This window comes from Streptomyces alboflavus (assembly GCF_000716675.1).
GTDB classification, from domain to species: Bacteria; Actinomycetota; Actinomycetes; order Streptomycetales; family Streptomycetaceae; genus Streptomyces; species Streptomyces alboflavus.
The window spans coordinates 147,984-162,681 of record NZ_JNXT01000038.1 but is presented as its reverse complement, the minus strand read 5'-3'; the positions used below and the strand labels follow the sequence as shown (position 1 = coordinate 162,681).

At 72.5% G+C, this 14,698-nt stretch carries 8 protein-coding genes and 1 pseudogene; 6 read left to right on the top strand and 3 right to left on the bottom strand.

Going from position 1 to position 14,698, the window contains the following annotated elements:
* Positions 1–127 precede the first annotated feature (127 nt).
* The gene (locus OO63_RS26065; protein WP_030357141.1) at positions 128–3,310 is read left to right on the top strand and encodes a M20/M25/M40 family metallo-hydrolase; all 3,183 of its coding nucleotides are present in this window, start codon (positions 128–130) and stop codon (positions 3,308–3,310) included.
* Positions 3,311–3,408: 98 nt separating this feature from the next.
* On the opposite strand, the gene OO63_RS26060 is transcribed toward OO63_RS26065, so the two are convergent.
* Complete coding sequence (locus OO63_RS26060) at positions 3,409–4,935, bottom strand: amino acid permease (protein WP_199819452.1); 1,527 nt, start codon at positions 4,933–4,935, stop codon at positions 3,409–3,411.
* 85 nt (positions 4,936–5,020) lie between these two features.
* Positions 5,021–6,028: a hypothetical protein gene (locus OO63_RS26055; protein ID WP_030357143.1), complete on the bottom strand. Its 1,008-nt coding sequence runs from the start codon at positions 6,026–6,028 to the stop codon at positions 5,021–5,023.
* Positions 6,029–6,438: 410 nt separating this feature from the next.
* Here OO63_RS26055 and OO63_RS26050 point away from each other — a divergent pair, with 410 nt between their 5' ends.
* From OO63_RS26050 to OO63_RS26035, 4 genes and pseudogenes are all read left to right on the top strand, one after another.
* Complete coding sequence (locus OO63_RS26050; RefSeq protein WP_030357144.1) at positions 6,439–7,878, top strand: FGGY family carbohydrate kinase; 1,440 nt, start codon at positions 6,439–6,441, stop codon at positions 7,876–7,878.
* On the top strand, positions 7,875–9,452 hold the full coding sequence (locus tag OO63_RS26045; RefSeq protein ID WP_234311064.1) for an FAD-dependent oxidoreductase: 1,578 nt from the start codon (positions 7,875–7,877) through the stop codon (positions 9,450–9,452). Before OO63_RS26050 ends, OO63_RS26045 begins: the two co-directional genes overlap by 4 nt.
* Positions 9,449–10,480 (top strand): annotated as a pseudogene (locus tag OO63_RS26040) (NAD(P)/FAD-dependent oxidoreductase); the annotation flags it as partial. The gene OO63_RS26045 and the pseudogene OO63_RS26040, both read left to right, overlap by 4 nt.
* A 520-nt stretch (positions 10,481–11,000) precedes the next feature.
* The gene (locus OO63_RS26035; protein ID WP_078619364.1) at positions 11,001–11,819 is read left to right on the top strand and encodes an AfsR/SARP family transcriptional regulator; all 819 of its coding nucleotides are present in this window, start codon (positions 11,001–11,003) and stop codon (positions 11,817–11,819) included.
* Positions 11,820–11,849: 30 nt separating this feature from the next.
* Here the strand turns inward: OO63_RS26035 and OO63_RS26030 are convergent, their stop codons facing one another.
* The gene (locus OO63_RS26030) at positions 11,850–13,367 is read right to left on the bottom strand and encodes an AMP-binding protein (RefSeq protein WP_030357148.1); all 1,518 of its coding nucleotides are present in this window, start codon (positions 13,365–13,367) and stop codon (positions 11,850–11,852) included.
* Between the two features lie 283 nt (positions 13,368–13,650).
* Here OO63_RS26030 and OO63_RS26025 point away from each other — a divergent pair, with 283 nt between their 5' ends.
* Positions 13,651–14,664 (top strand): 4-aminobenzoate N-oxygenase, encoded by a 1,014-nt coding sequence (locus OO63_RS26025; RefSeq protein WP_051811201.1) that lies wholly within the window; start codon positions 13,651–13,653, stop codon positions 14,662–14,664.
* Positions 14,665–14,698: the final 34 nt, after the last annotated feature.

The window sequence follows — 14,698 nt, the reverse complement described above, 5'->3', positions numbered from 1 at the left end:
TGAGGGTGCCGCCAGCCCTATTTGTGTCATGTCACGGTCAGTTAAAGGCGGTACCGGGCACCGGCGTCCGCCGCGTCCGGATCCCGCCGGCTGAACAGGGCTTCCACACCTCTCACAAGGAGCCGAGATGCCCAGAAAGTCCGCAGCGGCCGGGATAACCCTGGCCCTGGTGCTCGGAGGGGTGGTGGCGCCGGCGACCTTGGCCTCGGCCTCGCCCCCGGAGGGCAGGCCGGACCCCCTCGCGAAGGCCGTCGCCGCCGCCGACCAGGCGGCGCAGAGCGGCCTCGACGCGCTCGCCAAGGGGCCCGAGGAACAGTACGACCGGCAGCAGGTCACACGCTTCGGCAAGGGCCTGTACTCCGTCGCCTACGAACGCACCTACCGGGGCCTGCCGGTGGTGGGCGGTGACGCGGTGGTCCTCGCCGACGGGAAGGGCAAGGTGCGGTCCGTCCACGCCGCCACCGACGCCCGGATCTCGGTCGGCACCAAGGCGCGGGTGCAGGCCGCGCAGGCGGTCAAGGCAAGCCGCGCGAGACTCGCGTCGGTCAAGAAGGTCGACTCCGGACGCCTGGTCGTCCGGGTCAAGGACGACACCCCCACGCTCGCCTGGGAGACCGTGCTGACCGGCAGGTCCAAGGCGGGCGACCCCAGCAAGCTGCACGTCTTCGTGAACGCCCGCACCGGCAAGGTCGTCGACACCTACGACGACGTGCGCGCGGGCACCGGACGCAGCAAGTGGAACGGCCCGAGCCCGCTGACCATCGACACGTCCCGGTCGGGCAACAACTACGTCCTGCGCGACACCACCCGCCCCGGCCTGCAGTGCTCGGACTACAGCGGCGGCCTGTTCACCAAGACCACCGACGAATGGGGCACCGGCGACCCCAAGAGCAAGGAAACCGGCTGCGTCGACGTCATGTTCGCGGCGCAGAAGCAGTGGAACATGTTCAAGGAGTGGTTCGGCCGCAACGGCCACGACGGCAACGGCCGCAGCTGGCCGGTGCGCGTGGGCCTCAACGAGCTGAACGCCTACTGGGACGGCTCCACCGTCACCATCGGCCGCAACACGGCCAACGAGTGGATCGCCGGAATGGACGTGGTCGCCCACGAGTTCGGCCACGGCCTGGACTCCAACACCCCGGGCGGGGCCAACAACGAGCGGGGCCTCGGCGAGGCCACCGGCGACATCATGGGCGCGCTGACCGAGGCGTACGCCAACCAGTCCGCGCCGTACGACACCCCTGACTTCACCGTCGGCGAGATGGTCAACCTCCAGGGCCGCGGCCCGATCCGCAACATGTACGACCCGAGCCGCATCAACAACGACCCCAACTGCTACAACTCCTCGATCCCCTCGACCGAGGAGCACAAGGCGGCCGGGCCGATGAACCACTGGTTCTATCTCCTGGCCGAGGGCTCCAACCCCGGCGGCGGCAAGCCCACCAGCCCCACCTGCAACCAGAAGACCGTGACCGGCGTGGGCATCCAGAACGCCGGCAAGATCTTCTACGGCGCCATGCTGCTCAAGACCAGCGGCATGACGTACAAGCGCTACCGCACCGCCACCCTGACCTCGGCGAAGAACCTGGACGCGAGCTGCGGCCTGTTCGAGGCCACCAAGGCGGCCTGGGACGCCATCAGCATTCCCGCCCAGAGCGGTGACCCCACCTGCACCGGGCAGCAGAACGACTTCTCCCTCGGGCTCAACCCGGCCTCGGGCCAGGTCGACCCGGGCGCCACGGCCAACGCCACGGTCAACACGACCACCGTCACCGGCAGCGCCCAGCAGATCACGCTGACCTCGTCGGGCGCCCCGACGGGTGTCGATGTCGCGTTCACCCCCGGGACCGTCACCTCCGGCTCCGACGCCACCATGAAGGTCACCGCCGCGCAGTCCGCGAAGGCAGGCACCTACCCGATCACCGTCACGGGCACAGCGGGCGCCAAGACGCACACCGCCCAGTACACGCTGACGGTCGCAGGCGGCGGCAATCCGACGCAGCCGCCGGACGTCGACGTGGCCAAGGTGCGCGAGCACCTGACCCAGTTCAACACCATCGCGTCGCAGAACGGCGGCAACCGCCGGGCCACCGGACCCGGCTACCGGGCCTCGCTCGCCTACGTCAAGGGCAAGCTCCAGGCCGCCGGTTACACCGTCACCGAGCAGACCTGCGCCTCCGGGTGCTCCGCGGGCGCGGGCAACAACCTGATCGCCGAGTGGCCGCACGGCGACGCCGACAACGTGTACATGTTCGGCGCGCACCTCGACGGCGTGTCCGCGGGACCCGGCATCAACGACAACGGCTCCGGCTCCGGCACCATCCTGGAGGCGGCGCTCTCCCTGGCGCAGAACAACCCGACCATGAAGAACCGGGTCCGCTTCGCCTGGTGGACCGACGAGGAGCAGGGCCTGAACGGCTCCGACTACTACGCCTCGTCGCTCCCCGCCACCGAGCGCGCCAAGATCAAGGCGTACTACAACTTCGACATGGTCGGCTCGACCAACGCCGGCTACTTCATCAACAACGTGAACTCCGCCGCCTCGGCGCCGATGCGGGAGTACTGGACGTCGCTCAACCTCGCCCCGCAGGAGAACGTCGAGGGCCGGGGCCGCTCCGACGACTACTCCTTCCAGCGGGTGGGCATCGCCACCTCCGGCTACGCCACCGGCGCCTCGGCCACGAAGTCCGCGGCGGAGGCCGCGAAGTGGGGCGGCACCGCGGGCCGCGCCTACGACTCCTGCTACCACTCCGCCTGCGACACCACCGCCAACATCAACGCCACCGCCCTGGACCGCAGCGCGGACGGCGTCGCGTACACGATCTGGAAGACGGCGGTGGGTGACACGCCCACCCCGGTGGACGACTTCTCGATCTCCGCCAACCCGTCCTCGGGCACCGTCGAGCCCGGCTCGTCCGCCAAGGTCACCGTCGCCACCGCCACCACGGCCGGTGCGCCGCAGAAGGTGGCCCTCACGGCTTCGGGCGCCCCGGCCGGCGTCAGCGTGTCCCTGAGCCCGGAGTCCGTGACCTCCGGCGAGTCCGCGACCGCCTCGGTCGAGGTCGCCGCGGGCACCGCCCAGGGCACCTACACCCTGACCTTCACGGGTGCGGGGAAGACCACCCACACCACCACCTACACCCTCACCGTGCCCGGCGACGGCGGCGAGACCACCTGGAAGCTGGGGGAGACCTACGCGGCCGGGGACGTGGTGACGTACGAAGGCGTCCGCTACCGCTGCGTCCAGGGGCACACCGCCTACCCGGGCTGGGAGCCCCCGAACGTCCCCGCCCTGTGGGAGGCCGTCTGAGCGTCCTGGGGAAACAGGGGTCCTGACAGCGTGAAGGGGCGGTCCACCCGGTGGACCGCCCCCTTGTCGTCCGGTGCCGAACGGGCCCGGACGCCCGGTCAGACGATGTCCTCCGCGATCTCCGCCTGCTCCTTGTCCGTGCCGTACGCCGACGGCGTGCTGTAGGAGCGCCGCGCCACGAACCACCAGACGGTGGCGAGGATCAGGACGACGGCGAGGGCGATCGACGCGTAGTTCATCGACTCGACGTTCACCGGCGACGCCTGCGGCAGGCAGAACAGGACGGTCACGAAGCCGACCCAGACCACCGCGATCCAGCCGACGGGCTTGCTCCACTTGCCGAGGTTCCACGGCCCGGGCTGGAAGCGGTCGCCCGCCCGCAGGCGAAGCAGGACCGGGATTGCGTACGCGGGCGTGATGCCGATGACGTTGATGGCCGTGACCGCGCCGTACGCCGTCTTGGAGTACAGCGAGGGCAGTGCGATGACGGCCGCGAGGCCCACCGAGAGCCACACGGCGGGCACCGGAGTCTGCGTCTTCGGGCTGACCTTGCGCCAGAGCTTCGATCCCGGCAGGGCGTTGTCACGGCTGAACGCGAACACCATGCGGCTGGCCGCGGCCGTCTCGGCGTTGCCGCAGAACAGCTGCGCCACGATCACGATGAGCATCAGGGCGGTGGCGCCGGACGTGCCGAGCCCGTCGATGAAGATCTGCGCCGGGGGCACGCCGGTCGCGCTCTCCTGGGTGCCGACGTAGTCCTGGATCGCGAAGGTGAGACCGGCGAGCAGCACGAAACCGGCGATCCAGGAGACCCAGATCGCGCGCACGATGCCCCGGGCCGCCGTCACGGAGGCGTTGGAGGTCTCCTCCGACAGGTGGGCCGACGCGTCGTACCCGGAGAACGTGTACTGGGCGAGGAGCAGGCCGATCATCGCCACGTACATCGGGCTCGACCAGCCCGTGTCGTTGACGAACTCGCCGAAGACGAACGACGGCGACTGGTGGCTGTCGGGAACGATCGCGAGGACGCCGACGATCACCGCGACACCGGTCAGGTGCCACCACACGGAGATGGAGTTGAAGAGGCTGACCAGCCGCACGTTGAAGAGGTTCAGGAGCGCGTGCAGGAGCAGGATGCACAGGAAGATGACGAACGTGGATCCGGCCGTCGGCGTGAAGTCCGTGTGCATGCTGAGCAGCGCGCCGCTGAACAGGGCCGCGCCGTAGTCGATGCCCGCGATCGCGCCGAGCAGGCCGAGCAGGTTCAGCCAGCCCGTGTACCAGCCCCAGCGGCGCCCGCCGAGCCGGTCCGCCATGTAGTAGAGCGCGCCCGACGTCGGATAGGCGCTGGTGACCTCCGCGAGGGCGAGGCCCACGAAGAGCACCATCAGACCGACGCCCGCCCAGCCCCACATCATCACGGCGGGGCCGCCGGTGCCGAGGCCGAACCCGTACAGCGTCATGCAGCCGGACAGGATGGATATGACGGAGAAGCTGATGGCGAAGTTGCCGAACCCGCCCATGCGGCGGGCCAGGACGGGCTGGTAGCCGAGCTCTCGGAGCCGTTGTTCCTCGTCCGGGAGCGCTGGCGCCGGGACGGAGCTCGACACGGTGGTGCGGGACACGGGTGAACCTCCGGGGGAAGAGCGGGGGGTACGGGGGGTGTGGGGTCTCTGTGAACGCGGGGGACGAGCGGGGGAGGGGGGAGGGTCAGCCGTGCGGGCCGGTGCCGGGGCCGCGGGCCGCGTGGTAACAGCGCGCGCGGGCCTGGACGAAGGCCTCCGCGGCCGCGTCCGCGTCACCGGGCGCGTGCGTGCGGTACGTCCACGGCACGGTCGTGTAGAAGGGGTCGAGCGCCTCGAACACCCGGACCGCGTCGTGGAACTGGTGGGCTCCCCACAGCGCGTGCGCCAGGTAGTTGAGGTCGAGCAGGGACGTCGACTCCGGCCGCGCGTGGTCGAACCACAGCTGGAGCGCCCTGAGCGCGCCGCGCGTGGCGTCCTCGCCGACCCAGTGCAGGTCGAGGGCGCGCGCGTTGCCGCCCTCGCGGCGGTAGCGCTCCACGCGCGCGTACAGCGGCAGGACGTGCAGCGCCGAGCCCGCGGGGGCCGCGGCGGACGCCCAGTGCACGAAGTTGACGGCCTCCGTCAGCGGCGCTCCGGGCCTGCGGTGGTACGCGAACTGGAGCATGCGGTGGTACGCCTCGCGGTTGCCCGGGTCGCGCTTGTCGGCCTCGGCGAGGATGTGCCAGGGGCCGGGGAAGAGCATCGGCTCCGGGGCGGCCACCCGGTGCTCGTCCCACCGCTGGCCCTCGTCGAGCTGGGCGAGGGCCAGCAGACAGATCCACGGGACGGGGTCCTCCGGCGTGGTCTGCGAGGCGACGCGGCAGGCCTCGTTGGCCTCCCGCCACAGCTCGTTGGTGTGGCGGTGGCCCGCGCGGTGCGCGCGCAGGGCGCGCTCCACCGTGACGCGGGTGTGGAGCACCGTCGCGGCGACGCTGCGCGGCTCCTCGGCGAGCCAGGCGCGCACCACGTCGGAACCGGCGACGGCCGCGGCCAGGATCTGTGTGCGCTGCGTCCACAGTCCCCAGTCGGGGGTCTCGGTCAGCAGGTTTCTGGTCGACACCCAGCGGCCTGCCTTGAGGTCCTGGAGCACGGCACGCAGGGGAGCGTCGTGACCGGCCGGGTGGTACACCGGGCGGGCTAACGGCATCGGCATGGTCCTCTGGGCTCTGGCGAGCGGGTGGGGGGTGTTCCGCGGCGGACGAAGGGGTGAACGGGAAGGTGAACGGAGAGTGGACGCGCTGTGCGTGTGGGCGACGGGTGACGACGGGGTGTACGGGTCGGTCAAGTGGTGTGTGAGTTACTGATGTTGTTCGGCGGTCAGTGTAGAGCGGAGTGTTCCGATTACCGGCCGGTCCTCGGATCTTTCTTGACCAAGTTGTGTCAACGCGGCGCGCCGATGTGAACGTTGAGTTCTGTGTTGCTCAACAACAGCACTGAATGCGGCATTTGACGCAAGCGCCGACCCTTGACGGCCCCGCGCCCGCTGTAGCAGGCTTCCGCGGTGATCACGACTGACCGCGGCCCGTGCCCCGCCGCCCGCCCGCCCCGCCGCGGAGCGCGGCGATGACCGGCCCGGTGCTCGCCGTCGACCAGGGCACCTCCGGCACCAAGGCGCTCGTCGTCTGCCCCGAGCGCGGCGTGATCGGCTCCGGCACCGCACCCGTGCGCCCCCGCCATCTGCCCGGCGGCCGTGTCGAGGTCGCGCCCGACGAGCTGCTCGCCTCCGTGCTCGACGCCGGCCGTGCGGCGCTGGCCGACGCGGGCGAGCCGGTCGCCGCCGTGGGCCTCGCCAACCAGGGTGAGACGGTGCTCGCCTGGGACCCGGAGACCGGCGAGCCGCTGACCGACGCCCTGGTGTGGCAGGACCGGCGCGCCGACGACCTGTGCGCGGAACTCGCCGAGCACGCCGACGAGTTGAAGGCGCTCACAGGACTGCCCCTCGACCCCTACTTCGCCGCCCCCAAGATGGCGTGGATACGCCGCCACCTCACCCGGCACGGCGTCGTCACGACCAGCGACGCCTGGCTGACGCACCGCCTCACCGGCGCCTTCGTCACCGACGCGGCCACCGCGGGCCGCACCCAGCTCCTCGACCTGGACTCCGCCGCCTGGTCGCCGCGCGCCCTCGACGTCTTCGGGCTCGGCGCCGAGCGGCTGCCGCGCGTCGTCGACGCCGCCGAACAGGTCGGCACCACCACGGCGTTCGGCGGTGACGTCCCGCTCACCGGGCTCCTCGTCGACCAGCAGGCGGCGCTCCTCGCCCAGGACGTCACCGAGCCCGGCAGCGCCAAGTGCACCTACGGCACCGGGGCGTTCCTGCTCGCCCAGACCGGCTCCCGCCCGCGCCGGGGCGACTCCGGGCTGGTCGCCTGCGTCGCCTGGCGCCTGGGCGGCCGCAGCAGCTACTGCCTCGACGGGCAGGTCTACACCGCCGCGTCCGCCGTGCGCTGGCTCACCGACATCGGCGTCATCGGCGGGCCTGAGGACATCGACCCGATCGGCTCCGCCGTCCCCGACACCGGCGGCGTCACCTTCGTACCCGCGCTCGCCGGGCTCGCCGCGCCCTGGTGGCGGGGCGACCTGCGCGGCTCCCTGACCGGCCTCGGCCTGGACACCACCGCCGGGCACCTGGTGCGCGCGCTGTGCGAGGGCGTCGCGGCGCAGGTCGCCGAGCTCGCCGACGCGGTGACCGCCGACCTCGGCGAGCCGCTGCGGAGCCTGCGCGTCGACGGCGGTCTGACCCGCTCGGACCTGCTCATGCAGACCCAGGCCGACCTCCTCCAACTGCCCGTCGAGGTCTCCGCACTCCCCGACGTCACGGCGCTCGGCGTGGGCGCGGTCGCCCGCCTCGGCCTCGACCCGAGCCTCACCCTGCGGGACGTCGTGCCCGACTGGCGCCCGGCCGCCGTCTACGAACCGCGCATCGGCGCCGACGAGGCCGCCGCCCGCCGCGAGGCGTTCCGCGCGCAGGTGGCGGTCCTCACCGACCGCACGCCGTCGTGAGCGGGGCCGGGGCGCCCGGGCGCGGCGGACCCGGCCGCGTCACTCGTGCCGGAACCCTGCCGCCCGCGCCGACCGCCCCGGGACCGCCCGCGGGGCGGGGGCCGACGTCGGCGTCCGCGCACGAGCCGGACGACAGCACCCCCCTCCCGTACGACAGCACCTCCCTCCCGTACGACGTCACCGTCGTCGGCGCCGGAGTCGTCGGCACCGCCATCGCCCGCGAACTGGCCCGCTACCGGCTGCGCGTCGCCGTCGTGGAGGCCGCGGACGACGTGGGCGAGGGCACGTCCAAGGCCAACACGGCGATCCTGCACACCGGGTTCGACGCGGTGCCGGGTTCCCTCGAGGCCCGCCTGGTCCGCGAGGGACAGCGGCGCCTCGCCTCGTACGCCGCCGAGTGCGGCATCCCCGTGGAGCGGGTCGGCGCGCTCCTGGTCGCCTGGGACGAGGAACAGCTCGCCGCCCTGCCCGCCCTCCGCGCCAAGGCCGAGCGCAACGGCTACGACCGGACGGTCCTCCTGGACGCCGCCGAGCTGCGCGCCCGCGAGCCGCGGCTCGGCCCCGGTGCCCTCGGCGCCCTCGCCGTGCCGGACGAGAGCGTCATCTGCCCCTGGACGACCCCCCTCGCGTACGCCACCCAGGCCGTGCGCTCCGGCGTGGACCTGCACCTGAACTGCCGCCTGACGGACGCCGGCACGGACGCGCCCGGCGACGGCCCCCGCGTCCTCACCACGAGCCGCGGCGAGCTGCGCACCCGCTACCTCGTCAACGCCGCGGGCCTGCACGCCGACACCGTCGACCGCATGCTCGGCCACGACACGTTCACCGTCACCCCGCGCCGCGGCCAGCTCCTCGTCTTCGACAAGCTCGCCCGCGACCTCGTGCGCCACATCCTGCTGCCGGTGCCGACGGCGCTCGGCAAGGGCGTCCTGGTCGCCCCGACGGTGTACGGCAACGTCCTGCTCGGTCCCACGGCGGAGGACCTGGACGACAAGCGGGCCACCGGCACCACCGCCGACGGGCTCGCCTTCCTGCGCGAGCGGGGCGCGCGCATCCTGCCCGACCTCCTGGACGAGGAGGTCACCGCCGCGTACGCGGGCCTGCGCGCGGCGACCGAGGACGACGACTACCGGATCCGCCCCTGGCCCGAGCAGCGCTACGTCACCGTCGGCGGCATCCGCTCCACCGGCCTGACCGCGTCCATGGCCATCGCCGCGCACGTCACCGGGCTGCTCGCGGACTGCGGCCTGGACCTCGGCGCGCCCCGGGACCTCGCGCCCGTCACCATGCCGAACATCGGCGAGCGCTTCCCGCGCCCTTACCAGCGGGCCGACCTGATCGCGGCGGACCCGGCGTACGGCACCCTCGTCTGCCACTGCGAGCGCGTCACCCGAGGGGAGATCCGCGACGCCCTCGCGAGCACCGTGCCGCCCGTCTCCGTCGACGGCCTGCGCCGCCGCACCCGGGCCCGCGGCGGGCGCTGCCAGGGCTTCTACTGCGGCGCCGCGGTCCGCTCACTGCTCGAAGGAAACGTCCCGCGCGCGGGACGCGACCGCGTGGAGAGGGCACGATGAGGCACGAGCGCACCGTGGACGTGCTGATCGTCGGCGCCGGACCCGCGGGCCTCGCGGCCGCCGCCGGGCTCGCGGCGGCGGGCGTGGGCCATGTCGAGGTCCTGGAGCGCGAGGAACAGGCGGGCGGCGTGCCCCGCCACTGCCACCACGGCGGCTTCGGCGCCCGCACCTTCGCCGGACTCACAGGACTTACAGGACTCACAGGACTCGCAGGTCTTACGGGTCTTGCGGGTCTCACCGGACCCGGCACGAGCGGGCCGCGGTACGCCCGCGCCCACGTCGACGCGGCCCGGCGCGCGGGCGCGCGCGTGCGCACCGGCGTCACCGCCACCGACTGGGCGGGCCCCCGCACCCTCGACACCACCTCCCCCGACGGCCTGGAACGCCTCACCGCGCGGGCCGTCGTCCTCGCCACCGGCGCCCGCGAACGCCCGCGCGCCGCGCGCCTCGTGCCCGGTGGCCGCGCCCCCGGCGTCTACACCACCGGCGAACTCCAGCAGGCCGTCCACCTGTACGGCCACCACATCGGCACCCGGGCCGTGGTCGTGGGCGCCGAGCCCGTCGCGTACGCGGCGCTCGACACGCTCCGGCGCGCGGGTGTCGCCGTGGCCGCGCAGGTGACGGCGGAGGCCCGGCACCGCGTCACGCCCTGGCGCGCCGCCGGGGCCCGGCTGTGGCACGGCGTCCCGCTGCTCACCGGCGCGGAGGTCACCGAACTCGTCGGCAGGGGACGGATTTCCGCCGTGCGGCTGCGGCATCGCGGCGGGCGTCTGGCTCAACTGCCGTGCGACACCGTTGTCTTCACGGGTGACTTCGTGCCCGACCACGAACTGGCGCGGCGGGGCGGGGTGGCGCTCGACCCGGGGACGCGGGGACCGGCGATCGACGCGGACTTCCGTACGGAGATCCCCGGCGTCTTCGCGGTCGGGAATGTGGCGCACGCCGTCGAGCCCGCCGCGGCGGTGACCGCTGAGGGGTGGCGCGCCGCGGCGTCGGTGCGCCGATATCTGCTCTCCGGTCACTGGCCGTCGGTGGTGCGCGGGGTGTGAAGACCCCCGGCGTCTTCCCGGCCGAATCACCGCGCCGGAGCTGAAGAATCGTTATTCGGCATCACGATGGAGAAAGTTGCTTCTTCAAGCGCGTTGCTGACTTGAATTGCGCGTTTGGCATTTCTGTTCAACATGTAAATGTATGCGAGTTTGATCGAATCGCATGGCGCCTGTGTCCGGTGCAGTGATCGATGGGGCGCACGACCAAGATCCGAAACAACTCTGCGTAACCCTCCAACGTATCCCAGGCCCGCGCCGCGTTGGAACCGCGTCTTTGCGCCATCAGGACAGGCCGTTGGCAAAAGCGAGCAAAGGGAGTGCGTCAAAGAGTAACGCGCGGTCATAGTGGGGAATGTCTCCCTCTCTTTACTCATGCGGCACACACGAAAAGTCCAGGCGCGGCTCGGCCAACCTGGACCGGGGGTGTAGACGTCATTCTGACCAGTAGTGAGGGGAAACGGTGGCCATTGAAAATCAGTGTTGCCAGGGGGAGAGCGTGATGTCTGTGAAAACTGTTACTCATTTGACAGGTGAGTTGTCATTCAACATCCTCGGGCCGCTCGCGGTGTGGTCGCCCGCAGGCCCCCTGCCCCTCGGACCGGCACGACAACGTGCCGTGCTGTCGACTCTGTTGCTGGCTCCGGGGCAAGTGGTGGGCGCGGAACGGCTCACCGAGGCGATCTGGCCGGCCGGACCGCCTGGCAACGTGGTGGCCAGCCTGCACAGTTACGTCTCCCATCTGCGCCGTCAGCTGGAGCCTGACTGCCCGCCCCGGGGACGCAACCGGATCCTGCGCAGGGAGCCGCACGGCTACGTCCTCGCCGTGGCGCGGGAACGCGTCGACGCCTGCCGCTTCGAGAGCCAACTGCGCGACGGCCGCAGGCTCCTGCGCGACGGCAGGTACGCGGAGGCGAGCCGTGCGCTCGCCGCCTCCCTCGCCCTGTGGCGCGGCGCGCCCCACGCCGAACTCGGCGACTACGAACCGGCCGTGCGCGAGGCGGCCCGCCTGGAAGAGCTGCGCCTCATGACCTGGGAGGCGCTCTGGGAGGCCGAGCTGGCCTGGGGCCGGGACAACGGCACCGCGGTGGCCGAACTCGCCGCGCTCAGCGCGCGCTACCCCAACCGGGAGCGGCTTGGCTGGCTCCTGATGGTCGCGCTGTGCGAGGTGGGCCGGCAGGCCGAGGCGGTGCGGGTCTACCACCGCATCCGCCGGGCCCTCGCGCAGGAGCTGGGCGTGGACCCGGGGCGGGAGCTGCGGGTGCTGTTCACCCGGATCCTCCGCGACGAGTCCGTCGGACGGATGTGCCTGCAGCACTGACGGCGCCCGCCGGGACAGGGCCGGACGTCGTCAGTTGATGCGCCGGTCCTGACCGATCCAGTACGGCTCCCTGAGCCTGCTCTTGCGCACCTTGCCGTTGCTGGTGCGGGGCAGGGCGTCCACGAAGTCCACGGACGTGGGCGCCTTGTAGCGGGCCAGGTGCCGCTTGCAGTGGGCGATCAGCTCGGCCTCGGCGGCCGCGGCCCCCTCGGCGGGCACCACCACCGCCTTCACGGTCTCGCCCCAGCGCTCGTCCGGCATCCCGATCACGGCGGCCTCGGCGACCGCCGGATGACCGAGCAGGCAGTCCTCGACCTCCACCGACGCCACGCTCTCGCCCCCGGTGACGATGACGTCCTTCAGCCGGTCGAAGAGGACGAGATGCCCCTCGTCGTCGAACTCCCCGACGTCCCCGGTGCGGAACCACCCCCCGGCCAGCGCCGCCGCGTCGGCACCCGGGTCCTGCCAGTAGCCGTCGAGCACCATGTTGGAGCGGGCCAGGACCTCGCCCCGCTCCCCGGTGCGCAGCCGCACCCCGAGCGCCGGCGCCCCCGCCCTCGTCAGGCCCCCGCTCCCCGGCGCGCCCGGCGGACGCCGGTTGAAGGTGAGCATCGTCGTCTCCGTCAGGCCGTACACCTGGTGGAACTCCCAGCCCAGCTCGTGCTCCACCTGGCAGACGAGCCGGTCGCTGACGGGCGCGCCCGCGCACACGATGCGCACGCTGCCCCGGCCGGGGACCTCGCCCTGCCAGCTCCGCGCCGCCCGCAGCACGGCGTCCCACACGGCGGGCGCCCCGAACGCGAGGGTCACGCCGTGCTCCTGGACCCGGCTGAGGATCTGGGCGCCGTCGATCCGGCGCTGCATCACCTGCTTGGCGCCGAGCCCCGCGAGCAGGAACGGCACCCCCCAGCCGTTGCAGTGGAACGTGGGCAGCGTGTGCAGATAGACGTCCCGCTCCCAGATCCGGCCGTGCACGCCGAACGTCATCGCGTTGAGCCAGATGTTGCGGTGGGTCAGGGCGACGCCCTTGGGGCGCGCGGACGTCCCCGACGTGTAGTTGAGGGTCGCGACGGCGTTCTCGTCGGGCCGCGACCACGGGCGCGGCGCCACGTCGTACCGCATGACCTGGGTCTCGGTCTGCTCGCCGAGCACGAAGCGCTTGGGCCCCTCGACCGAGCCGAGCGCGGCCTCGACGTCGGGGTCGACGAACACGACCGAGGCGTCGCACTGCCGCAGGATGTACGCGATCTCCTCGGCCGTGAGCCGGTAGTTCACCGGTACGCAGACCCGGCCGCTCGCCGGGATCGCGTAGAGCAGTTCGAGCAGCCGCGCCGAGTTGGGACTGACCACGGCGACCCGCTCGCCCACGCCGACGCCGAGCGCGTCGAGCCCCGCCTGCCAGGCCCGCACCCGCCGAAGCAGCTCGCCGTATGTCGTCGTCGGCACCGGGCGGGACGGCTGGTCCGGCTCGTCGACGAGCGCGACGCGGCCGGCGGCGGCCGACTCGGCGCGATCGAGGAAGTCGGCCATGGTGAGCGGAACGAGCATGAGACGTCCTCACGGTGGCGTCGCCCGGCACGCTGCCGGGGACTGGGGAGACGGACGACGAAGAAGGCCTGGTACGAACTCCGGGAAAGGTCTGGTGGGAGCCGCGGGAAGGGACGGGGCAGGGCCGTCCGGGCCCGCGTCACCGCGGCGCCCGCCTCATCGTGGCATCCCCCGTCCGCATCCAGAAGTCCGTCCGGGCGGGCCCCAAGTCACGTTCAAGAAACCGCCAAGTGCGGCCGGTGACGATGCAGCCGCATCGCGGACCACGAGGCCTGGAGGGCTGATGCGCGAGGAGTCGGGCTTGGCGACCACCTGGGCGGCCAGAGGGTGGGCCGAGGAGGACGGCATCGGCAGCGCGACCCTGCGCCGGCTCGTCGCCGCCTGGCCGCGCCGGGCCGCGGTCACCACGAGCCCCGACGCCGTCGACGAGGGGGCCGGGTACGACGCCGGGCTGCCGGACTACCCGCTGCGGATGGTGCCGTTCGCCGAGCACCCCCGGTTCCTCGCGGCCGCCCCCGAGCGGCGCGAGCGGGTCCTCACGGGCCTGTGGATCGGCTACAACGAACGGGTCATCGCCACCGAACACCTCATAGCGGAGCCCGCGTTCGACCTCGTCATGCGCGGCGTCTTCCCCGGCAGCGACCACCCGCTGATGCGCCAAGGGGTGCAGCAGGCCGTCGTCGACGAGAGCTTCCACACGTACATGCACATGCTCGCCATCTCCCGCACCCGGGAGCTGCGCGGCGTGCGCATGAGGCCCGAGCAGCCCGAACTCGTCACCTACCGGCGGCTGCGCGCCGTGCTCGCGGCGATGCCGGAGCAGTGGGAGCGCGACGTCGCCGTCCTGGTGTGGGGCGCGGTCGCCGAGACCTGCATCAACTCCCTGCTCGCGCTGCTCGCCAGGGACGACTCGATCCAGCCCATGCACTCCCTGATCACCACGCTGCACCTGCGGGACGAGACCGCCCACGGCTCGATCGTCATCGAGGTCGTCCGGGAGCTGTACGCCCGGATGAACGCCGGGCAGCGCGCCGCCTTGGTGCGCTGTCTGCCGCTGGCCCTGGAGGCGTTCGCCGAACAGGACCTCTCCACGCTCCGGCTCGAACTGGTCACCGCGGGCATCGAGGGCGCCGACGAGATCGTGGCCGACCTGCGCGCGACGCCGTCGGGGCGGCGGCTCGTCCGCGACTTCTCCGGCGCCCAGCGCATGGCCGAGCAGCTGGGGATCGCCGACGCGGTCGACTTCGACTTCCCCGAACGGCCCGAGTGGTCGCCCGGCGTGGGGCGGCAGCGATGAGCACCCCGGACTCCGCCCCGCACCGCCGCCACGG

Bases quoted from the DNA above. Each gene is read 5' to 3' on its own strand.
- OO63_RS26035 (WP_078619364.1), top strand. From the start codon at position 11,001: ATGTCTGTGAAAACTGTTACTCATTTGACAGGTGAGTTGTCATTCAAC.
- OO63_RS26025 (WP_051811201.1), top strand. From the start codon at position 13,651: ATGCGCGAGGAGTCGGGCTTGGCGACCACCTGGGCGGCCAGAGGGTGG.
- OO63_RS26050 (WP_030357144.1), top strand. From the start codon at position 6,439: ATGACCGGCCCGGTGCTCGCCGTCGACCAGGGCACCTCCGGCACCAAG.
- OO63_RS26030 (WP_030357148.1), bottom strand. From the start codon at position 13,367: ATGCTCGTTCCGCTCACCATGGCCGACTTCCTCGATCGCGCCGAGTCG.
- OO63_RS26055 (WP_030357143.1), bottom strand. From the start codon at position 6,028: ATGCCGATGCCGTTAGCCCGCCCGGTGTACCACCCGGCCGGTCACGAC.
- OO63_RS26065 (WP_030357141.1), top strand. From the start codon at position 128: ATGCCCAGAAAGTCCGCAGCGGCCGGGATAACCCTGGCCCTGGTGCTC.